This window comes from Streptomyces sp. NPDC052299 (genome assembly GCF_040679335.1).
Classification (GTDB): domain Bacteria; phylum Actinomycetota; class Actinomycetes; order Streptomycetales; family Streptomycetaceae; genus Streptomyces.
In genome coordinates, this window is sequence record NZ_JBFAUP010000009.1 from 85,764 (window position 1) to 106,618 (window position 20,855).

At 72.0% G+C, this 20,855-nt stretch carries 17 protein-coding genes; 7 read left to right on the forward strand and 10 right to left on the reverse strand.

Annotation, left to right across the window (positions count from 1 at the left end; genetic code table 11):
- Positions 1-62 precede the first annotated feature (62 nt).
- Positions 63-1,175: an ADP-ribosylglycohydrolase family protein gene (locus AB0L33_RS17175; protein WP_365682142.1), complete on the forward strand. Its 1,113-nt coding sequence runs from the start codon at positions 63-65 to the stop codon at positions 1,173-1,175.
- Here the strand turns inward: AB0L33_RS17175 and AB0L33_RS17180 are convergent.
- The 4 genes from AB0L33_RS17180 to AB0L33_RS17195 all read right to left on the reverse strand — a co-directional run bounded on the left by AB0L33_RS17180 (position 1,163) and on the right by AB0L33_RS17195 (position 5,386).
- Positions 1,163-2,755: a sodium:solute symporter family protein gene (locus AB0L33_RS17180; RefSeq protein ID WP_365682144.1), complete on the reverse strand. Its 1,593-nt coding sequence runs from the start codon at positions 2,753-2,755 to the stop codon at positions 1,163-1,165. The two genes, AB0L33_RS17175 and AB0L33_RS17180, sit on opposite strands and share 13 nt — an antisense overlap.
- A gap of 428 nt (positions 2,756-3,183) precedes the next feature.
- On the reverse strand, positions 3,184-3,384 hold the full coding sequence (locus AB0L33_RS17185) for a DUF397 domain-containing protein (RefSeq protein WP_365682145.1): 201 nt from the start codon (positions 3,382-3,384) through the stop codon (positions 3,184-3,186).
- Between the two features lie 209 nt (positions 3,385-3,593).
- Positions 3,594-4,451: a helix-turn-helix transcriptional regulator gene (locus tag AB0L33_RS17190; protein WP_365682147.1), complete on the reverse strand. Its 858-nt coding sequence runs from the start codon at positions 4,449-4,451 to the stop codon at positions 3,594-3,596.
- Positions 4,452-4,663: 212 nt separating this feature from the next.
- On the reverse strand, positions 4,664-5,386 hold the full coding sequence (locus AB0L33_RS17195; RefSeq protein ID WP_073968696.1) for a GPP34 family phosphoprotein: 723 nt from the start codon (positions 5,384-5,386) through the stop codon (positions 4,664-4,666).
- Between the two features lie 179 nt (positions 5,387-5,565).
- Here AB0L33_RS17195 and AB0L33_RS17200 point away from each other — a divergent pair, with 179 nt between their 5' ends.
- The 3 genes from AB0L33_RS17200 (at position 5,566) to AB0L33_RS17210 (ending at position 10,598) form a co-directional block, all read left to right on the forward strand.
- Complete coding sequence (locus AB0L33_RS17200; RefSeq protein ID WP_365682150.1) at positions 5,566-7,977, forward strand: serine hydrolase; 2,412 nt, start codon at positions 5,566-5,568, stop codon at positions 7,975-7,977.
- Positions 7,978-8,166: 189 nt separating this feature from the next.
- Positions 8,167-9,984, forward strand: a complete 1,818-nt coding sequence (locus tag AB0L33_RS17205) for an MFS transporter (RefSeq protein ID WP_365682152.1) — start codon at positions 8,167-8,169, stop codon at positions 9,982-9,984.
- Positions 9,981-10,598 carry an ATP-binding protein gene (locus tag AB0L33_RS17210; RefSeq protein ID WP_365682154.1) on the forward strand — a complete coding sequence of 206 codons (618 nt, stop codon included), beginning with the start codon at positions 9,981-9,983 and terminating at the stop codon, positions 10,596-10,598. Before AB0L33_RS17205 ends, AB0L33_RS17210 begins: the two co-directional genes overlap by 4 nt.
- 46 nt (positions 10,599-10,644) lie before the next feature.
- On the opposite strand, the gene AB0L33_RS17215 is transcribed toward AB0L33_RS17210, so the two are convergent.
- A complete protein-coding gene (locus AB0L33_RS17215) occupies positions 10,645-11,517 on the reverse strand; it encodes a GNAT family N-acetyltransferase (protein WP_365682156.1) in 873 nt (290 codons plus the stop codon).
- 49 nt (positions 11,518-11,566) lie between these two features.
- Positions 11,567-13,648 carry a restriction endonuclease gene (locus AB0L33_RS17220; RefSeq protein WP_365682158.1) on the reverse strand — a complete coding sequence of 694 codons (2,082 nt, stop codon included), beginning with the start codon at positions 13,646-13,648 and terminating at the stop codon, positions 11,567-11,569.
- 164 nt (positions 13,649-13,812) lie between these two features.
- On the opposite strand from AB0L33_RS17220, the gene AB0L33_RS17225 reads away from it, so the two are divergent.
- Positions 13,813-15,549, forward strand: coding sequence for a hypothetical protein (locus AB0L33_RS17225; protein ID WP_365682160.1), 1,737 nt, complete (start codon positions 13,813-13,815; stop codon positions 15,547-15,549).
- Between the two features lie 211 nt (positions 15,550-15,760).
- Here AB0L33_RS17225 and AB0L33_RS17230 read toward each other — a convergent pair whose 3' ends face one another.
- The gene (locus AB0L33_RS17230) at positions 15,761-17,164 is read right to left on the reverse strand and encodes an NAD(P)-binding domain-containing protein (RefSeq protein ID WP_365682161.1); all 1,404 of its coding nucleotides are present in this window, start codon (positions 17,162-17,164) and stop codon (positions 15,761-15,763) included.
- Between the two features lie 226 nt (positions 17,165-17,390).
- Between AB0L33_RS17230 and AB0L33_RS17235 the strand changes: the two genes are divergently transcribed.
- Together AB0L33_RS17235 and AB0L33_RS17240 are read left to right on the forward strand one after the other, a co-directional pair.
- Positions 17,391-17,762 (forward strand): metalloregulator ArsR/SmtB family transcription factor, encoded by a 372-nt coding sequence (locus AB0L33_RS17235; protein WP_365682163.1) that lies wholly within the window; start codon positions 17,391-17,393, stop codon positions 17,760-17,762.
- Between the two features lie 24 nt (positions 17,763-17,786).
- Positions 17,787-18,296 carry an N-acetyltransferase family protein gene (locus AB0L33_RS17240; RefSeq protein WP_365682165.1) on the forward strand — a complete coding sequence of 170 codons (510 nt, stop codon included), beginning with the start codon at positions 17,787-17,789 and terminating at the stop codon, positions 18,294-18,296.
- 4 nt (positions 18,297-18,300) lie between these two features.
- Here AB0L33_RS17240 and AB0L33_RS17245 read toward each other — a convergent pair whose 3' ends face one another.
- From AB0L33_RS17245 to AB0L33_RS17255, 3 genes are read right to left on the reverse strand one after another with little or no spacing between them, the layout of a single operon-like run.
- Entirely contained in the window at positions 18,301-19,359 is a 1,059-nt protein-coding gene (locus tag AB0L33_RS17245; protein ID WP_365682167.1) for an ArsO family NAD(P)H-dependent flavin-containing monooxygenase, read from the reverse strand.
- Positions 19,356-20,462: an ACR3 family arsenite efflux transporter gene (gene arsB / locus AB0L33_RS17250; RefSeq protein WP_365682169.1), complete on the reverse strand. Its 1,107-nt coding sequence runs from the start codon at positions 20,460-20,462 to the stop codon at positions 19,356-19,358. Before arsB ends, AB0L33_RS17245 begins: the two co-directional genes overlap by 4 nt.
- Positions 20,459-20,767: a metalloregulator ArsR/SmtB family transcription factor gene (locus AB0L33_RS17255; protein ID WP_365682171.1), complete on the reverse strand. Its 309-nt coding sequence runs from the start codon at positions 20,765-20,767 to the stop codon at positions 20,459-20,461. The genes arsB and AB0L33_RS17255 overlap by 4 nt, the downstream gene beginning before the upstream one ends.
- Positions 20,768-20,855 lie beyond the last annotated feature (88 nt).

Below are 20,855 nucleotides of genomic sequence, written 5' to 3' on the forward strand. Positions count from 1 at the left end.
GTTGCCGCACAGTCGCACGGTCGCACAGGGGAACGGAAACCACGGCATACGGGAGTGGCGCGGTGAGCACAGGGACGTCGGCCGTCTGGGGGCGGGCCGAGCAGCAGGACTTCCGCAGCCGGGTGCGCGGCACCCTCCTCGGCGGTGCCATCGGTGACGCGCTCGGCGCGGGCGTCGGCGGCCTCACCCTGGAGGAGATCCGCGCCGCCCACGGGCCCGACGCCGTCACCGACTTCGTGCCCGCCCACGGTGCGCGCGGCACGGTCACCGCCGCCACCCAGCTCACCCTGTTCACCGTCGACGGGCTGATCCGCGCCCAGGTCCGCCGGGACACCGGCGCCTGGCACCCGCCCACCGATGTGCACCGCGCCCATCTGCGCTGGGCCGCCACGCAGCACGACTGGGGGCCCGACGAGCGCCGCGAGGACAACGGCTGGCTCGCCGGGCAGGAATGGCTCTACGCCCGCCGCGACCCCACCCGGGAGTGCCTGGGCGGCTTCGGCGACGACATCATGGGCACCCTGGACCGGCCCAAGTACCCCGCCGCGCACGACGCCGCCGCGCTCACCCGGTCCGCGCCGTTCGGGCTGCTCGTCGGCTGGGAGCCGCGGCTGGTGTTCCAGCTCGCCGTTGAGTGCGCCGCGCACACCCACGGGCACCCCACCGCCCTCCTCTCCGTCGGCGCCTTCGCGGCCGTCGTGCACGGGCTCGCGCGCGGCGAGACCCTGGACGGCTCCGTGCAGCACGCGCTGGGGCTGCTCGCGGACCACCCCGGCCACGAACCCGTCACCGACGCGCTGCGCCTGGCCCTCGGCGCCGTGCGGCAGGGCATCCCGGGGCCCGCGCTCATCGAGTCCCTGGGCGTCACGGACTCGGCCGAGGAGGTGCTGGCGGTCGCGGTGTACTGCGCGCTCGTCGCGGAGGACGTGCGGCACGGGCTGCGGCTCGCGGTGAACCACGGGGGCCCGTCCGCCGCGACGGGGGCGCTGTGCGGGGCGATGCTGGGCGCCATGCACGGGGAGACCGCGCTGCCCCCGGCCTGGCTTGCCGAGCTGGAGGGGCGGGCCACCCTCCTCGAACTCGCCGACGACTTCGCCATGGAGATGACCCAGGGGCCCGCCCTGCACGGCCCGGCCACCGCCGCCCCGGGGTGGCTGGCCCGCTACCCGCGCTGAGCCTCCCCCTGCGTGCCCTCGGCGGCACCGGTGTCCCGCGGGCCGCCCTGCGCCGGGACGGCCGCCGCGCCGGACGCGCCGGGCCCGTCGCCGTCCGTGTTGATCCGCTCGATCAGCGCGTCCCGTTCCGGGGTGTCCTCCGGGCGTACGAGGCCGATGACCACGTACAGCACCAGCGAGATCGCCAGCGGCAGCGCCACCTGGTACTGGAGCGCCACCCCCTCCTTCACCGAGCCGTCCAGGTCGTAGTTGGTGAAGTAGAAGGCCAGCAGTCCCGCCGCCCAGCTGGTGAGCGCCGCCGTCGGCCCCGACTTACGGAAGCGGCGCAGCAGCCCCAGCATGAACGGGATGGCGATCGGGCCCATCAGCCCGGCGACCCACTTGATGACGACCGAGATGATGTCCTTGAACGTCGGCGAGTTGATCTGCGTCGCCAGCGCCATGGACAGGCCGAGGAAGCCCAGCGTGGACAGGCGCGCGGCCAGGAGTCCGGAGCGGGCGTTCCAGTTGCGGGCGGCCTTGGAGAACACCGGGGCGATGTCCCGGGTGAAGACGGCCGCGATCGCGTTGGCGTCGGAGGAGCACATGGCCATCGTGTGCGAGAAGAACCCGACGATCACCAGGCCCAGCAGCCCGTGCGGCAGCAGCTGCTCGGTCATCAGCGCGTAGCTGTCGGAGGCGTCCGGCTTCTGCGCGTCGACGAGCAGCGGGGCGCACCACATCGGGAAGAAGAGGACGGTCGGCCAGACCAGCCACAGGAGGGCGGAGAGCCGCGCCGAACGGGTCGCGGAGGCGGCGGAGTCCGTGGCCATGTAGCGCTGGGCCTGGTTCCACATGCCGCCGTTGTACTCGAAGGTCTTGATGAAGAGGAACGCCAGCAGGAACGTCACGGTGTACGGACCGGCCGTCGGGTCCGCGTGGCCCTCGGGCAGCTTGTCCCAGACCGTCCACAGGGTGCTGAAGCCGTCCAGCTCGCGCATGACGGTGACGAGCATCGCGAGGCCGGCCAGCAACTGGATGACGAACTGCCCCAGTTCGGTCAGCGCGTCGGCCCACAGCCCGCCGACCGTGCAGTAGACGGCCGTGATGATGCCGGTGATGAAGATGCCCTGGGTGAGGGTGATCCCGGTGAAGACGGACAGCAGCGTGGCGATGGCGGCCCACTTGGCGCCGACGTCCACGATCTTCAGCAGCAGCCCGGACCAGGCCAGCGCCTGCTGCGTCGGCACGTTGTAGCGGTTCTTCAGGTATTCGAGCGGCGAGGCCACGTGCAGCCGCGAGCGCACCCGGTTGAGCCGGGGCGCGAACATCTTGGCGCCGATGCCGACGCCGATGGCGATCGGCAGCGACCAGGTCACGAAGGACGTGACGCCGTACTGGTACGCGATGCCGGCGTAGCCCGTGAACATCACGGCGCTGTACCCCGACATGTGGTGCGAGATGCCGGACAGCCACCAGGGCATCCGGCCGCCCGCCGTGAAGAAGTCGCTGACGTTGTCGACACGCTTGTGGGACCAGAGCCCGATCGCGACCATCACACCGAAGTAGCCGATGAGCACGACCCAGTCGAGACTGTTCATATGTCCCCTCCCGGGGTCCGCCTTGTGAACGGGGTGCGCACTTCGCCAGTACGGCCGCTCAGCGGCGCCCCGTGCGGGAGCGGGGACTTCGGGGATTGAACCGTCTGCGCGGTACCCCGGTCAAGGACTCTTCGGTCATAGATGTGAACACAGATCAGCAAGAGGAACGATTTTACTCGTTCTTGACCCACGGAAGCGTTGTAGTGAACGTGACGGCGGCCACACGATGAGCGGGCGCTTCGCCAGGCCGTGAGCGCAGGGAAGCACGAAGAAGACCGCACGGGATGCGGGTCCCGTGCGGTCGAGAAGGAGGGGAACTGCCAGAGAATCCGGCCCGGAAAAGGCGAGAGCCCTCTCGGCCAGGACGGCGGGCCGGTCGAGAGGGCCTGGTGCGGGCCGCGGCGCGAGCGCAGCCGGGTCGCGCGGTCTCAGAACCCTGCGGTGCGCGAGACGTCCAGGACGAACGCCGACCAGGTCTTCGCGGAGAAGCCGAGGACTCCGCTGCTCACGCTCTTCGAGTCGCGGACCAGCAGCGCGTGACCCTCCGCCGCCTTGACCTCCACGCAGTTCCCATTCGCGGAATAGGAGGACTTCGTCCACTCCGTCAGTGCGTTCTGCCGAATCGCCATAATGACTCCGATGGTTGTGCCGGTCGTTGGGCGGTGCGCCCAGTCGCTGCGCCCAGCGACTTGTGAGGGACGCTACGCCGCAACATCATCGGCCGTGAGTGGCGTTCACTCGTTCGGATGACTTACGCCTTGGCGGTCTTCCGGCACAACCTGGCGGAGGTGTACCTTCCGCGCCGCCCCGGGAACTCCCGTGGCGGACGCGGAAATCGTCACCCTCCGCAGTTCTCCGCGGCCTGGAGGATGTACGCGCGGGACTGCTCCGCGCTGAGCGCTTTCGCCCGCAGGTGTTCGTACATCACGGCGTAGCTCTGAACGTCGGGCGCCTTTTCCAGGTACAGGTCGCTGGTGATGCCCTCGAGATAGACGACGCTCGCGTCCATGTCCTCCTGGAATTCGAGGATCGTGTAGCTGCCGTACATCCCCGGGTGCGCGCCGACGGTGTACGGCAGGACCTGGAGCGTCACGTGGGGCAGCTGGCTCAGCTCCGCCAGGTGCCTCAACTGGTCCGCCATGATCTGCGGGTTGCCGACGACCCGGCGGAGCACGGCCTCGTCGATCACGGCCCAGAACCGCAGCGGTTCGACCGGATCGGTCAGCCGGTCCTGGCGCTTGAGGCGGATCTGGATGCGCTTGTCGATCTCGGTGGGCGTGGCCTCCGGCCACATCCCCTCGATCGCCGCCTGCGCGTACTCCCGCGTCTGCAACAGCCCCGGCACGATCAGGGACTCGTACACCCGCAGGGACGCCGCGTCGGTCTCCAGGCCGATGTACACGCTGTACGGGATGTCCCCGAACGCGTGCCACCAGCCCTGCTGGCGCGAGTCCTTGGCCATCTGCATCAGCGAGTCGACGACGCGGCGGTCCTCGACCTCGTACACCCCGCAGAGATCGCGGACGTCGCGCTGGCTGATGGAGCGGCGGCCGTTCTCCAGGCGGCTGATCTTGGACTGCGACACCAGCAGCCGGTCCGCCACCTCCTCGGCGGTCATTCCCTTGACCTCGCGCAGTCGGCGCAACTCCTGACCCAACCGGCGTCGCCTGACGGTGGGATTGACGTTGGACGGCACGGAAACGGCACCTCCGGCTATGTAGCTGTGCGTATCTACTGCTGAGCAGATTGCCACCCCCGGCCCCGGCCGCGCTGGGAAACGGCCACACACAGCGGCGCGGGGCAGCCGGTGATATCGGCTGCCCCGCGCCTTGGTGCGGCTCCCGGACCGGGTCTGGATGACAACGGTTCGGCGGTGTTCGGTTGTTGACGTGCGTCGTGCTCGCGGTCCTAGTGGGCCGCGGTGTGCGCCATGCTGCCGCGCCGTGACGGCGACGGCACTTGCGGTTGCAACGGGACACCGGCCGCCTGAGCGCGGCGCGGCTGTGCGACCGCCCCGTTCTGTACGTCCATCACGGCGTGCGCCACGAGGCCGCCCATCGGGTCGTGCCTGATCAGATCCCGGAGCCGGGAGCGCGATGAACGCCCCTCGTTCCCGGGGTACAGGTGCTTGCCGAGTCCGACCGCGTGGGCCAGTGCGGCGAGCGCCGCGGTCCGCGGGTCCGGCGGTACGCCGGTGCGGATCGCACTGTCCAGCCGGGCCCTGATGTCCCGGCTGATCGCCGTGTCCGTCGCCTGGTAGCGAGTCGTCGGCAGCACCCCGCACATCTGGCCCTCGACGGCATGCACCATGCCGCACCGCTCCAGATGAGCGAGATAAATCTGGCGGAGCCCCAGCCGGGGTCCGCCGATCCAGTGGACCGCCCGGACCGGACTGCCGCGCCTGCGCAGCAGTTCCAGTGCGGAGTCCAAGGTCGGATCTCCTGTCGGCCGTGGCATCACCACGGCGATACGATCCCCGTCTGGGGCTATCCGTCCTGCCAGGGCCAGCTCCACTAGCTGGGCTCCGGCGAGGCCGAGGTCGAGCGACTGCGGCTGCGCTGTGGTACCCGTGGTCGGGTCCAGAGCGAGCAGCAGAAGCTCCTCCGGAATTGTTCTGCGGCTCCTGCCCATCCATGCCTCCCCGCGTGGATGAATGACAGGGTGACCCCTCTCACATCTTCCTGTCGAGGGTGCCTGGTGGCTTTGTACGGGAACCAGTAGGTATGTCGTTCTCGTCTAGCAGCCCGGCCAAGGGTTCACACGGGACACTGGTAGATGGTTCGGACAGCGCGGGTGGTTCCCCGCGCCGCATGGAGGAGGCATCGGTGGCGGGCGAGTCCCCCGACAAGTCGGAGCAGCAGCAGTCGTCGGGAACGACTCGCAACGAGCGCGATCCGCGGCTCGGCGTCTTCCGTGAGCCCGAACCGGATTCCGGCTCCGCCGGTTCGGGGGCCGGTTCCGCCGGTTCGGCGTCCACCGGTGTCGCCGGGGGGCCCGGCGACGGGGCGGACGAGGTCGCGGGGGCGGCCCCGGAGGCCGCCGACCGCGCTCAGGACGCCGCGAGTCCCGCGGGCGCGCCGGACGAGGACGGCGATGCGGCCTCCGAGGGCGCTGAGAGCGCTCTGGGGGCCGCTGAGGACCCGGAGGCGACGCCGGACGCCTCGGAGGACGGTGAGCCGGAAGCGGAAGCCCCGGAGACCGCCGAGGACGCGGAGGCCGCCGCCGAGCCGGAGGAGGGCGACGCGCGCCTCCGGGCGGCCGTGGCCGCCTGGGTGTCGACGGCCGACGAGGCCGACGCCCCGGAGGAGCCCCACGTGGCCGGCTCGGCCGGCGAGGACCGGGACGAGAAGCCGGAGGCCGGGCCCGAGGCCGCGGCGAAGCCGACGCCGGAGCCGGAGCCGGAGGGTGCCGCCCAGCCGGAGGCCGACGCCGAGGTGAAGCAGGCGGCCGGTGACGAACCGGCCACCGCCGAGCCCGCCGAGGCGGCAGCGCCTGCGGCCGAGGCGAAGGCGCCCGACGACGCGGACGCCCCGGACGCGAAGGCACCCGCCGCCGACCCGGACGCGCCCGACCAGAAGACGCCCGCCCCGGACGAGGAGCCGCCCGCCGACGGCGACGAACCGGCCACCGGCAAGAGCGCCCCGAAGCCGCCCGCCGCCAAGGCGGACGAGCCCGTTGATCAGCCCACCGCCGTCTTCAAGGCCCCCCGCCCGCCCAAGGTCGACCAGCCGACCACCGCGCTGAAGATCACCAGGTCGCCGTCGGGGCAGCCGCTCACCGCCGAGGCGGAGTCGCTCGCCGAGCGCACCAGCCGGTTCGTGCCGCTGCGCTCCGACGACGTACGCCAGGCGCCGGCGCCGCGCAAGCCCGAGAGCCCCGTCGCCGGGCCGCCCCCGGCCCTCAGCGGGGCCGAGCGGACCCGGCAGCAGCCGATGCCGCCGAAGCCGCCGCTCGACCTGCTCGCGGAGCTGACGAACACCCCGCCGCCGCCGGAGACCCCGGTCCGCACCGCGGTGCGCAGGGTCAAGATCTGGACACCGCTGGTGATCCTGCTGCTCATCGTGTTTGCGATCGTGCAGATGGTGCGGCCGCTGCCGGACCCCTCGCTGTCGATGACGGCGAAGGAGACGTACGGCTTCGACGGCGGCGCCCCGAAGCTGCCGTGGCCCGAGCAGGGCCAGGGCTACATGGCGGCCACCGGCCTCGGCAAGGTCGACTCGTTCGGCGAGCAGAAGCCCGTGCCGATCGCGAGCGTCGCCAAGGCGATGACGGCGTACCTCGTCCTCAAGAGTCACCCGCTCAAGCGCGGCGAGAACGGCCCGGACATCAAGATCGACGCCAAGGCGGAGGCGGACGGCAAGCTCTACACCGAGGGCGAGTCCACGCTGAGCACGGTCAAGGAGGGCGACGTGCTCACCGAGCGCGACGCGCTCGCCGCGATCATGATCCCCTCGGCCAACAACATCGCCCGGCTGCTGGCCCGCTGGGAGGCGGGCTCGGAGAAGGCGTTCGTCGCCAAGATGAACGCCACCGCCGACGAGCTGGGCATGAAGAACACCACGTACACCGACCCCTCCGGGCTGACCGCCTCCACGGTCTCCACCGCCGAGGACCTGGTGAAGCTCGGCGAGAAGCTGGTCGAGTTCCCGGCGCTGATGGACATCACCAAGCTGCCGGAGTGGAAGGACCCGTCGGGTCACAAGTGGCGCAACTACAACACCCTCGTGCCGTTCGACGGCGCCCTGGGCATCAAGACCGGCTCCACCTCGAAGGCCGGCGGCAACCTGCTCTTCGCGGCGCACAAGATGATCGACGGCACCGACCAGCTGATCGTCGGCGCGATCCTGGGGCAGTACGACGACGTCTCGATCATCGACGAGGTGAACCGGGTCAGTAAGAGGGTGATGATCGCCACGCTGGACCTGCTGGAGGGCGCCAAGATCGTCAAGAAGGGCGACGTCGTCGGCGAGGTGGACGACGGCATGGGCCACACCACCCCCGTCGTCGCGACGAAGGACGTCAAGGCGGTCGGCTGGTCCGGCCTCACGGTCAAGCTCGAACTGACCGACGACGGCAAGACCATTCCGCACGAGGCGGTCGCCGGTACCCACGTCGGCACGCTCACCGTGGGCGAGGGCCGGAGCCAGGTGAAGGTCGCGGTCGCGCTCCAGAGCGACCTCGCGAAGCCGTCGTTCGGCGACAAGCTGACCCGCCTCGGCTGAGGCCGACAGGACCCATCGGAGGGGGGCGCCCACGCGGGCCGCCCCCCTCCGCCCCCGCGCCGGAAGCGCCCCGCGTGTTAGCGTCCCGGGGGCAACGCGCGGACCCCGGAGCGCGTCTTTCGGCCCATGAGACCCGAGCAGGAGAGCCGGCCGAAACCACGCGTCCGGGAAGGGACGGGGAGAGACGCAGTGACCACCGCCGAGCCGACACGGGCGAAGGACGGCACCGCTTCCGACGGCACCACAAAGCCCGCGGACGATCCGCGCCGGTCCGGCCCCGCCACGGGCTTCGGCGGCCTGAAGCAGCGCTGCCTGCGCCACCCGGTCCTGCTGACGACCGCGGTCGCCGCGGTCGCCCACATCGTGTGGTTCCTCTTCTTCGCCAACAGCGGCGGCGACATCGCGGCCCAGGACGCCTGGGCCGAGTTCGTCGGCCGGCACCCCGGCACGGCGTACAACCTCGCCTGGTACGGGGGCATGCACCCCGTCTCGTACAGCGTCGTCTCGCCGTATCTGATGTCCCTGCTCGGCGTGCGTACGACGATGATGATCGCCGGTACCGTCTCGGCCGGGCTCACCTCACTGATCCTGTACCGCGTCAAGGCCGTCCGTAACCCGCTGGCCTGCTCGATGGCGGGCGTCTTCGCGTACCTGTGCAACGCCCTGTCGGGCCGGGTGACCTTCGGCCTCGGCATGATGTTCGCGGTCGGCGCGGCGGCCGCCGTCTTCTGCTGGCCGCACCGGTGGCGCTACAAGCGGTGGGCGAAGGCGGCCGTGGCCGCGCCGCTCGCCGGACTCGCGACGGCCGGCAGCCCGGTCGCGGGCCTCTTCCTCGGCGTCGTCGCGGCCGCCCTGTTCCTGAACAAGCGGCGCCCCGGCGCGTACGCGCTCGGCCTCGCCCCCGTCGCGGTGGTCGCGCTGTCCGCCTGGCTGTTCCCGTTCTCCGGCACCCAGCCGATGTCGGTCGCGACCCTGTCCGGACCGTTCATCTTCGCGTGGCTCGTCTTCTTCCTCGTGCCGTCCGACTGGAAGACCGTACGCACCGCCTCCGCCGTGTACGGGGTCGGGACGCTGGCGACGTACGTGGTCGACTCGCAGATCGGCTCCAACGTCTCCCGGATGGCGATGCTGTTCGCGGGCGTCGTCCTGCTGGCGGCGCTGCCGTACACCGCGCCCCGCTCGCGGCGCTGGTATGCGATCGTCATCGCGTTCGTCTCGCTGAACGTCTGGATCGGCTTCAAGGGCGTGGACGACATCGTCCGGACCGCCCCCACCGCCTCCTGGACCCGCTCGCTGGCCCCCCTGGTCAACCAGCTCCAGAAGGTCGGCGCCGAACGCGGCCGGGTCGAGGTCGTCCCGCCGAGCAGCCACCGCGAAGCGTCGGCGCTGCCGCGCTCCGTCAACCTGGCCCGGGGCTGGAACCGCCAGGCCGACATGAAGCGGAACCCGCTCTTCTACGACGACACCCTGGACCCCATCAACTACCGCCAGTGGCTCGACCGCTGGGCGGTGCACTACGTGGTGCTGCCGCAGGGCGACCCCGACTACAGCGGCGCCCGCAAGGAGGCCGAACTCGTCGGCAAGGGCCTCTCCTACCTGAAGCTGATCTGGTCCAACAAGGACTGGCGGCTCTTCGAGGTGGACAGCCCGGTCCCGCTGGCCGACCCGCCCGCCACGGTCGAGCGCGCGGGCGAGGGCGAGCTGACGATCCACGTCAAGAAGGCGGGCCGGGTCCTGATCCGCATCCCCTACTCGCGCTGGCTCGCCGTCGTCGACGAGGACGGAAACGGCGTGGAACGCCCCCAGGAGACCGAGGCGTCCAAGGAGCGGGCGGACGAGAGCACCCCGCGGACCTTCGTCAACGAGCACGGCTGCCTGTTCAAGGTGGACGAGGACGAGGAGGGCGACGAGTGGACGGAGCTCCTGGCCCCGCGCCCCGGCACCTACCGCCTGGGCGCCCCGTACCAGCTCCCGCCGGGGACGCCGTGCCCGGACGAGCTGCGATGACGGCCGCGGAGGGGGCTCCGGACGCCGTACGCGCCTCCTGGCGCAACACGACGCACGACTGGGCCGCCGAGGTGGACCACGCCCACCTGGACGCGATCCGCTCGGCCCCGGAGACGTACGCCCCGGGCGGGGTGCGCCACCTGATCCTGGAAGTCCTCGCCTACGCGTCGGACGAGGCGGAGGCCACCGGGAACGGCCGCGCCCGCGTCACGCTGCACGCCGACGGCTCGGTCTCGGTCACCGACGACGGCCGGGGCACCGACACCCGCCTCGACGCGGCGGGCCGCCCGGTGAAGAAGCCGGTCATGGCGACGAAGGACCTCCGCTTCTTCGACGCGTCCGACGCCCCGCCACTGCCCGACGGCCACCCGCGCCGGGGCATGTCCGTCGTGGCCGCGCTCAGCGACTGGCTGATCCACACCAACCGCCGTGCCAACGGCTCCTGGACCCAGCGCTACGAGCACGGGGTCCCGGTCACGGACCTGGACCCGCTCCCGGACGACGGCACGACGGGCACCCGGGTCCACTTCCGCCCGGCCGCCGGCCTGACCGCGGCGACCGGGACCGGGCTGACCGGCTGGCCGGACCACCTCACCGTCGAGGCGGGGCCCTGACCAGCCCCTCCCGCACCGCCGCCCACGGGACGGACGGACCGGCCGCTCAGTCGGCCACCGCTCCCGCCAGGTCGTACACCGCGAAGTCCGTCACGGGCCGGTAGCCGACGCGCTGGTAGACGCCGTTGCTGGTGGGGTTGGCCAGGTCCGCGAAGAGCAGCACCTCCGCCGCGCCCTCGGCGAGCGCGGCCCGGGAGGCGTGGGCGGTCGCGGCGGCTCCGAAACCCCGGCCCCGCAGCCCGGCCGGGGTGTAGACGTGGGCGACCCGGATCTGCCCGGCGACCCGGGGCGTGAGCGCCGCCATCGAGACGGGGACGCCGTCCGGGGTCTCCCAGAGGCTGACCCTACGGTCGGCGATCCGGGCGTCGGCCCACGCCCCGGGGTCCTGGAGGCCGGCGCCCTCGATGGCCCGCACGAACTCCACGTACCACCGCGCCACCAGCTCCCGGTCCCGCGCCTCCGCGAACCGGCCGCGCCCCTCCGGCGCGGGCTCCGGCCACCGGAGCTCCCCGAGCCGGTAGAGCCGCAGCCGCTCGTGCAGCCGGGGCTCCGACCCCGTGAGCGACCGCCATGCCCCGGCGACCGCGGCGGCGGTCGCCTCGTCCGCGTTGACCCCGGGGACCGGGTCGCCCACGGCACGCAGATGCGCGGCCAGCGAACCGGCCTCCTCGGGCGCGAGGGGCGTGACGATCAGCCGGTGGGGCGGGGTCCGGAAGTACGCGGCGCGCACCTCGCCGCCCCGCTCCAGCACCCCGAAGACGGGCGCCTCGTCCCCGTACGCCTGCGGTCCCCGCACGCGCAGGCCCTCGCACGCGGTCAGGGTGACGGTGTGCAGAGCGGGGCGCGACCGCAGGAAGTCCCCGGCACGGGCGAGGAAGGAGTGAACGTCGGGCACGTGAAGCCAAGTTGTGGAATTCATGACACATCCTCCCGTGGAAGGGGAGGGGGTGCCCGCGATTTTCGGCTGCCTACTCGACGTCGATCCCGTACTCCGTCACCAACTCCTCGAGCCCGCCGCGGTATCCCTTGCCGCCGGTGACGAACTCCCAGTCGCCGTGGGCCCGTCGGCGGAACGAGCCCAGGACGAGCGCGGTCTCGCCGGGCCGTCCGTCCGAGACGTCCAGCCGGTCGAGCGGGGTGCGCTCGGCGTCGAGCAGCCGGATTCCGGCGTCGGTGAAGCCGGACAGGTCGGCGTCGGGGTTGGCGACGGGGTCGACCGCTGCGATGAGCACCAGCCGGTCCGCACGCGCCGGGAGCGCGTCGAAGCCGACCTGGATCGCGGCCTTGTCCGGCGCCACGGGGATCAGTGCGCGGACCGAACCGTCAGGCGTGCGCGGGTTGTTGAAGAACACGAAGTGGTCGTCGTCCAGCACGCGGGTGCCCTGGCAGACGAGCGCGCAGACGTCCAGGGCGACGGAGCCGGACCAGGACATGCCGAGCACGTGGTGGTCGCCGTCGCGGCTTTCGTCGTCCGGGCCGGTCCGCTGGGCCGGGACCGGCCGCTCCCCGCCGCCGAGGCGCCCGCGCAGCCCGTGCCGGTGCAGCAGATCGACCAGCTCGGAGCCCGGGACCAGCTCCAGCGGCTTGCCGTTGGCGAAGGTGTGCGAACCCGGGCCGAACTTGGAGGTGGTGACCAGCACGCCTTTGTTGGCGCCGGTGTCCTGGACCGTCCCGTACAGATCGCGGACCGCCGTCGGCGGCACGGTGTTCCGGTAGCGCTTCACCTGGACGACGATCTTGCCGCCGCGTATCGGGGCCGGGTCCAGTGCGTCGACGTCGACGCCGCCGTCGTTGGACCGCTGCGTGGTGACGGCCTGCATGCCCATGGCCCGGAAGAGCTCGGCGATCAGCTCCTCGAAGGCGAGCGGGTCCATCTCGTACAGGTCGGGCTCCTCGTCGCCGCCATGGGTCACGACCCCGTTGCCGACGTCCTCGGGGACCCGGCCGGGCCGCACCGCGGCGTACTGGTCGGGGCGCGTGGACAACTGCCCGCGCAACCCGTCCACCAGGCAGTTCACCGCGTTCACCTGCTCGAGGTGCAGCCGGTCGAAGTCCGCTCGGGTCGCCATGACCGTGCCGAGGAACATGGGCATCCGCCGCCCGGTCGCCGGGTCGTGGTCGTCCACGAAGCCGTTCAGCGCGACCGATTCCAGCGCGCCGAACTCGTCGGCGGCGAAGAGGTCGCGCAGCACGAGCAGCAGGCACTGGGCGAGCACGTCCCGGTACAGGGCCCGGCGCTGCGTGACCGGCCGGGGCGACTCCTTCTCCTGGTCCGCGTTGATCACGTACCGCACGGACTTCGCCTCGGGGACCACGTCGTACCGGGGGAGCTCCCAGTTCAGCACCAGCTGCCGCGCGCCCGAGTCGTACGCCGCCGCCACCTGCCGGGGCAGTTCGTCGGGCCAGCCGGTGGAGGCGTAGAGCGCGGCGGAGAAGTACTCCACGGCCGCCTCGGCGTCCCCGGCGCGCAGTCCGGCGGTCATCTCCGCGATCCCGGCGTTGTGGAGCCGGATCTCCCCGAGCCGCGCGTCCGCCCACTGCTGGTACTGCCGCTGATACGTGGCGAACTGTGCCTGCCGTTGCGCCTCGGCCGCCTGCGCCGCCTGCCGGTCCCGCTCGAACCGGGCCCGCGCCTCGGCCTGCGCCTGGGCCCGCCGCCCGGCGGTCCACCCGCCGCCCTGTGCCTCGTACCGCGCGGGATCGGGCATGGGTACGGGGTGCGCCAGCGGCCCTGGCGCGAACGGCTCGACCCGCTCCGGCCGGGTCAGCGCCGAGGACCGGAACGCCGGCGCCCGGCACCCGGCCGCCAGCAGCCCCTGCAACGCCTCGACCCGGGCGTCCAGCTCCCGCGTACGCCGCCGCGCTTCGGCCTCACGCTGCTCGCGGTAGGCCGCCTTCTGCTCCCGCTGATTCCGGGCGATCTCGCGCTGATACGCCCGCTGCGCCCGCTCCTGATCCCGCTGATACCGGGCTTGCGCCTCCTGCTGCCGCTGCTGCTGCCGCTGCGCCTCGGCCCATACGGCGACCAACCCATTGGAGCGACGACTCATCCCGCCCAGGCCCTCCCCCACCGGGACGCGCCCGGCCCCCTCAACCAGCAGTGATGGCGCAACTTTAATGCGCAACGGTCCGGGGACTTTGGTTGTCCCTACAACCTTCCCGCTCTTCCAGACGTCTGGAAGAGCTGATTGATCTTGATTCCTGGGGGGAACACATGAGAAGACGCACCGTCTCGGTGCTGTGCGCACTCGGCGCACTCGGTGGCGCGCTCGCGACTCCGACGGCGGCGCAGGCCGCCGACCCGCACCCGTCGGGCCCCTTGGTCCGGACCGACGAGACCCGGATCTACGTGGACTTCGGTTCGTACACGCTGCCGAAGGACCTGAAGGTGCTCCTGCGCAAGCCGGGCACCGACACCCCGGTGGCGACCATCGATGAGTTCCAGTTCCTGGAGGACACGGACCCCTGCATGCCGTCCTGCCAGGACGACCCCGGTGAGACCACCGTCGGGACCACCCCGCTGCGCCTGCGGGACCTGGGCCGGTACGCGGTGGACGTCGAGTACGACGGCACCGAGGGTGAAACGATCCTCCACCAGGACGAGACGGTCTTCGACTACCAACTGATTCCGCAGGTCAAGACGTTCGAGGTGAGCGGGAAACCGGACCTGGAGCACAGGACGGTGACCATCGAGGCGGACGCGACGCTGCGCGACCCGCGCGACGGCGCCGAGACGCCGATGGCGAACGGCCGGCTGGTTCTGGAGACGACCGCGGCGAAGACGGGACTGACCACCGATGCCGCGGGTCATGTCGAGAGTTCCTTCACCTTCACGGGCACGGAGAAGCACGACACGACTACGCCGGCGAACGACTTCAAGGCGGTCCTCCGGCCGGCCGGCGCGGACGCCGCACACGGTCTGACCCGCCAGGTCGAGGTCGGCTACACCACGACCGACATCACGCTGGACTCGCCCACGGTGCGGGGAGCGGACGGGACGGACGCCCCGCTGGCCGGCCGGGCCACCTACCGTGACAACAACGGCGTCTCCAAGCCGGTCCCCGTCGGCACGCCGATGTCGGTGTACAACGTACGGACCTTCAAGACGGGGGAGGACGGTCGCTTCACCACCCAAGTCCCTGTCTACGGCACCCGATCGCAGAGCATCGCCCTCCACGGCACGCCGTGGCTGTCCACCAGGTACGCGTATGTGACCCCCGACCCGACGACGAGCGCGGGTTTCCACAGGCTCCCCACGGTCACCGTCAGCCGGTACAAGAAGGTCACGGTGTCCAGCGTCTTCGACCGCTACGAGATCCCGGCCGCGACGACCCTGAAGGTGAACCTCCAGTTCAAGGCGGAGGGCACCACGACCTGGGTCACCAAGAAGACCATCGACAGCCCCGCCGTCGTGGGTGACAGCTCCCGCACGGTCAAGGTCGCGGACCTGCCCTACCAGGGCGTGGGCGTCTGGCGGTTCCAGTTCCCCGGCACCGAGCAGATCCCGGCGGGCCCCGCCCCCGAGTCGTACATCGTGTACCGCAGCATGACGGCCTTCGCGGAGTTCAACGCGAACCCCGAGCCGGTCAGGGCGGGCGCCCCCCTCACGGTCACCGGCAAGCTCAACACGAGGAACGAGGACAACGGGCAGTGGTCCGCGCTTGCCGGGGCGCGGATCGACATCTACTTCCGCGCGAAGGGTACGACCACCTGGCGCAGGGCCGGCGTCGCCGTGGCGGGTGATGACGGCACGTTCAAGAAGACCTTCACGGCCGCCATGGACGGCGACTGGCAGGCCAAGTACGACGGCGACGAATGGAGTCACTTCCACAGCGACAGCCGCCTGGACTTCGTGGACGTCCAGTTCCCGTTCCAGGGCTCTTTCGGGCAGCCGGCGGGCGGGGCCGCCACGGGACAGAAAAGCCACGCGGCCCCGACGCGACGCGGGTGACAGCACCCCGGCGGGCCCCGGCGCCGTGAGCGGCGCCGCTGCCCGGGGCCCCGCGAGGGCCCCGGGCAGCTGTGCCCGCCGTAGTTCATGGGCCGAAGCGTGTTGTGGTGCCGAGGGATTCGTGAGCGACTGGGACGGTGGTCGTGACGCGCGTGGGCCGCGCCGGTCCAGGATCCGGTCGCGGCCCCTCAGACCGGCGTGTCGAGGTCGGTCACGAGCCGCAGCAACCGCCCGCCGGAGCCTCCTCGGCAGGGACGCCGACGGCCACTGCGGCAGGGGAGCCGAGCTGGACGAGCTGGGGTGCCGGTGCGCAGCAACCGCCACCCCGGTCGGGCTCGGGGGCGTCGAAGAGGCCGGCGCCGCCGCACACCCCGGTTTCGGGCAGGGTCAGTTCGACGCGGTCGGCCGCGTCGAGGTCGCCGGCGATCGCGGCGGCCACGGAGCGGACCTGCTCGTAGCCGGTCATGGCGAGGAACGTCGGGGCGCGGCCGTAGGACTTCATCCCGACCAGGTACACGCCCTGCTCGGGGTGGGAGAGCTCGCGGTGGCCGTGCGGGTAGACGGTGCCGCAGGAGTGCTGGTTGGGGTCGATCAGCGGAGCCAGCTCGACCGGCGCCTGGAGCCGTTCGTCCAGGCGCAGGCGCAGCTCGTCCAGGAAGGACAGGTCGGGGCGGAAGCCGGTCAGCACGATGACCTCGTCGACCGGGTCCAGGCGGCGTCCGTCCTCGCCGGCCAGGACCAGGCGTCCGTCGTCCGCGCGCTCGATCGCCTCGGTCCGGAAGCCGGTGACCGCGTCCGCGTGGCCCGCGTCGACCGCGGCCTTCGCCGCCAGTCCCAGGGCGCCGCGCGCGGGAAGCTGGTCGGCCTCGCCGCCGCCGAAGGTCGAGCCCGAGAGGCCCCGGCGCAGAATCCACACACCCTTCGTGCCCGCGCCGTCGTCGGACCTGGCGAGGTCGGCGAGGGAGGCGAGCGCGGTGAACGCGGAGGCACCCGAGCCGATCACGGCGGTGCGCCTGCCCGCGTAACGGGCCCGGATCGCGGGGTCCTTCAGGTCCGGGACGCGGTAGGTGATCCGGTCCGCGGCTGCCCTCTCGCCGAGCGCGGGCAGCCCGCTGCCGCCTGCCGGGGACGGGGTGGCCCAGGTGCCGGAGGCGTCGATGACGGCACGGGCGAGAAGGCGCTCCTCGCGGCCGTCGGCGTGGCTGACGTGCACGACGAACGGCTGCTGCTCGCGGTCGGCGTCCACGACCCGGTCGCGCCCGGTGCGTGAGACACCGGTGACGGTGACGCCGGTGCGTACGCGGTCCCCGAGGACGTCGGCGAGCGGCTGGAGGTAGGACTCCGCCCAGTCGCCGCCGGAGGGGTAGGTGGCCGGGTCGGGGCGGGCCCAGCCGGTGGGGGCGAGGAGCTTCTCGGCAGCCGGGTCGACGACCTCGCCCCAGGTGGAGAACAGGCGCACGTGTGACCACTCGCGCACCGCGGCCCCGGCGGCAGGCCCGGTCTCCAGGACCAGGGGCTCGATGCCCCGGTCGACCAGGTGGGCGGCGGCAGCCAGGCCGGCGGGACCGGCCCCGATCACGACGACGGGCAGCTCGGTGGTGGCGGGCGCGTTCACGGCGACTCCTTGCGTGTTTCGACATCTGTCGATGGCTTGCGCGGCCCAGCATGGCACCTGTATTGATGGGCGTCAACATAGACGTTTATCGAAGCGGGAGGGCTCCCTGCCCGGGTTCCGCGGTCCGTCGCGCCGGCGACGGCTTCGGGGTGGAGCGGGCGGCTCGGTCTGCTGTCCAACCGCCGTGCCCCTCCCTTACTGGTTCGACGTGTGTCAACATAGATGCATGTCGAATGCGAAGGTCCTGCCGCTGCTCGAACCCGACGGTCAGGGCGGGGTGCCGTGCTGCCCGCCGCTGGCCGAGCGCCCGATGACCGTCGAGGAGGCCGGGACCGCGGCGCGGATGTTCAAGGCGCTCGGCGACCCGGTCCGCCTCCGCCTCTTCTCGGCCGTGGCCTCCCACGAGGGCGGGGAGGCGTGCGTGTGCGACATCTCCGACGTCGGCGTCTCCCAGCCCACGGTGTCCCACCACCTGAAGAAGCTCAAGGAGGCCGGTCTGCTCACCTCCGAGCGGCGCGGCACCTGGGTCTACTACCGCGTCGAGCCGTCCGTGCTGGCGGCGATGGGCAGGCTGCTGGCCCTTCCGACCGCAGCCTGACCGGGGCGGGGAGGGGGGAGCGTCGTGGGGGAGGGACCTGCGAGTGCGGCGATCGTGCCGCTCGAACCGGAGCACGCGGAGCAGGTGCTGGGCATCTACCAGGCGGGGATCGACGAGGGGAACGCCACCTTCGAGACCGTCGCGCCGGTCTGGGAGGCGTTCGACGCGGCGAAGCTGCCTGAGCACCGCTTCGCCGCTGTCGATGCGGACGGGGCGGTGCTGGGCTGGGTGGCCGCGAGCCGGGTCTCCGACCGGTGCGCGTACGTGGGTGTGGTCGAGCACTCCGTCTACGTCCACCCGGCCGCCCGCGGCCGCGGAGTCGCCTCCGCCCTGCTGAAGGCGCTGGTGAATTCCACGGAACGGGCCGGGATCTGGACGATCCAGTCGGGGATCTTCCCCGAGAACACCACCAGCCTCGCCGTGCACCGGCGGGCCGGATTCCGTGTCATCGGCACGCGGGAGCGGATCGGGCGCCATCACGGCGTCTGGCGCGACGTCGTCCTCGTGGAGCGCCGCAGCCCCGCCATCACCTGACCGGTCAGGGCAGTTGGGCGATCGCGTGGGCGGCGTCCCGCGCGGTGCGGCCGACGCCGACGAGGGTGGCCGAGGCCGGGCCGGTCCAGTCGCCGTAGCCGAGCAGGTGCAGCCGCGGCTCGCCGAGGGCGCGCGTGCCGTCGGTGGGGATGTGGCCGCGCGGACCCCGCAGGTTCAGCGGGGCGAGGTGGGCCAGGGCCGGGCGGAAGCCGGTGCACCAGATCACCGCGTCCGCGTCGCTCCGGCTGCCGTCGGCCCACCGGACACCGATTGGCGTGAGCTGGGCGAACATCGGCTTCGCGATGAGGAGTCCGGCGTCGCGGGCCGCGCGGACGGGCGGCACGGCCACGATGTCGCCGAGTGAGGCCACCCCACCGGTGTCGGTACGGCCGGCGTCCAGGGCCCGGCGGCGGGCGGTGGCGACGTCGAACAGGGCCCGGCCGTCGATGTCGTCCGGCAGGAACCGTGGCGGGCGCCGGGTCACCCACGTCACCTCGGCCTCGCCGTCCAGGGCGAGATCGGCAGCGATCTGGGCGGCGGAGTTCCCGCCGCCCACCACGACGACGTGCTGCCCGGCGAAGTGGCCCGGGCTGCGGTAGTTCACCGCGTGCAACTGCCGCCCGGTGAAGACCGATCGGCCGGGAACGGCGGGGAGGAACGGCCGCGACCAGGTCCCGGTGGCGCTGACGACCGCCCGGGCCCGCCACGTACCGGAGTCCGCCTCGACCAGGAGCCGGTCCGCGTCGCGGCGTACGGCGTCCACCCGGGTGCCGCGCTGAACGGGCAGGTCGTAGCGGTGCTCGTAGTCGGCGAGGTAGTCCACCACGTGCCCGGCGCCCGGGTAGGTCTCGCCCGCCTGGGCGGGCATGAGGCGGCCGGGCAGGGAGGAGTGCTCGGCCGGGGAGAACAGGTGCAGCGAGTCCCACATGTGCTGCCACGACCCGCCCGGCGCCCGGTCCGCGTCCAGGATCACGAAGTTCAGACGTCGGCGGCGCAGGTGGTAGCCGGCCGCGAGCCCTGCCTGGCCACCGCCGACCACCACCACGTCCGTCTGCCGCTTCACGGGGCTGTCGCCACCGCGTCGGCGGCGAACTTCCTGCGCCAGGCGAGCGCAACGTACACCAGGCCGATCAGCACCGGCACCTCGATGAGCGGGCCGACGACGCCGGACAGGGCCTGGCCGGAGGTGACGCCGAAGGTCGCGATGGCGACCGCGATGGCCAGCTCGAAGTTGTTGCCCGCCGCGGTGAAGGCGAGGGTCGCGGTGCGGTCGTAGGACAGGCCCAGACCCTTGCCGAGCAGGAACGTGCCGAAGAACATGACGGCGAAGTACACCAGCAGCGGCAGCGCGATCCGTGCCACGTCCAGCGGCTGCGACGTGATGGTCCTCCCCTGGAGGGCGAAGAGGACGACGATCGTGAACAGCAGCCCGTACAACGCCCACGGCCCGATCCTCGGCAGGAACCGCTGCTCGTAGTCGGCGCGCCCCATCTTCTTCTCGCCCAGGCGGCGGGTGAGGAACCCGGCGGCGAGCGGGATGCCGAGGAAGATGACCACATTCAGCGCGATCTTCCACATGGAGATGTCCAGTCGCTCGCCGTCGCCGAGACCCAGCCAACCGGGCAGCAGGTCGAGGTAGAACCAGCCGAGCAGGCCGAAAGCGAGGACCTGGAAGACGGAGTTGAGGGCGACCAGGACAGCAGCGGCTTCGCGGTCGCCGCAGGCGAGGTCGTTCCAGATGATGACCATGGCGATGCAGCGGGCCAGGCCGACGATGATCAGGCCGGTGCGGTATTCGGGCAGGTCCGGCAGGAAGACCCAGGCCAGCGCGAACATCACCGCGGGTCCGAGGACCCAGTTGATGACCAGCGACGAGACCATCAGCCTGCGGTCACCGGTGACGGCGTCGAGCCGGTCGTAGCGGACCTTCGCCAGCACGGGATACATCATGATCAGCAGGCCGAGCGCGATCGGCAGGGAGATCCCGCCGATCTCCACCTTCGCGAGCGCGTCATTCAGCCCTGGGACGAGCCGGCCGAGCCCGAGGCCGACGGCCATGGCGAGCAGAATCCACACCGCGAGGAAGCGGTCGAGGACGGAGAGCTTCTTGACGATCGAGCCGTCCCCGGCCGCCTCGGCGCTCCGGGCGTGGGCGGTGGAGGTCACGGGCAGGCCCTCTTGTTCCCGGCGGCGGCGCGGGCGGCTCCGGCGAGCTCGGCGAACTGCGCGGACAGGCCGGCCAGGATATCGGGCCTGAGCCTGTAGTAGGTGAAGCGGCCACACGGCTCGGTCTCCACCAGCCCGGCCTCGCGCAGCACCTTCATGTGGTTGGACAGGTTGGTCTGCCTGGCCCCGGTCTCCTCCACCAGGTGCGTGGTGCACAGCGTCTCGCGCGCCAGCAGGGTCACGATCCGCAGCCGGAGCGGATCGCCCAGCGCCCGGATCACATCAGGATCGACTGAAGTCAGCATGCACTGATACTTTCACATCACCGTTCACTGATACCAGCGGATGCTGATGTCATGTGTGGCGTGCAGCTGCCGCGAGATGAGAGAGCCC

Coding starts and splice junctions, on each gene's coding strand:
- AB0L33_RS17185 (WP_365682145.1), bottom strand. CDS start 3,384: ATGGCGATTCGGCAGAACGCACTGACGGAGTGGACGAAGTCCTCCTAT.
- AB0L33_RS17195 (WP_073968696.1), bottom strand. CDS start 5,386: ATGGGCAGGAGCCGCAGAACAATTCCGGAGGAGCTTCTGCTGCTCGCT.
- AB0L33_RS17235 (WP_365682163.1), top strand. CDS start 17,391: ATGTCGAATGCGAAGGTCCTGCCGCTGCTCGAACCCGACGGTCAGGGC.
- AB0L33_RS17180 (WP_365682144.1), bottom strand. CDS start 2,755: ATGAACAGTCTCGACTGGGTCGTGCTCATCGGCTACTTCGGTGTGATG.
- AB0L33_RS17255 (WP_365682171.1), bottom strand. CDS start 20,767: ATGCTGACTTCAGTCGATCCTGATGTGATCCGGGCGCTGGGCGATCCG.
- AB0L33_RS17225 (WP_365682160.1), top strand. CDS start 13,813: ATGAGAAGACGCACCGTCTCGGTGCTGTGCGCACTCGGCGCACTCGGT.
- AB0L33_RS17200 (WP_365682150.1), top strand. CDS start 5,566: ATGGAGGAGGCATCGGTGGCGGGCGAGTCCCCCGACAAGTCGGAGCAG.
- AB0L33_RS17220 (WP_365682158.1), bottom strand. CDS start 13,648: ATGAGTCGTCGCTCCAATGGGTTGGTCGCCGTATGGGCCGAGGCGCAG.
- AB0L33_RS17210 (WP_365682154.1), top strand. CDS start 9,981: ATGACGGCCGCGGAGGGGGCTCCGGACGCCGTACGCGCCTCCTGGCGC.
- AB0L33_RS17215 (WP_365682156.1), bottom strand. CDS start 11,517: ATGAATTCCACAACTTGGCTTCACGTGCCCGACGTTCACTCCTTCCTC.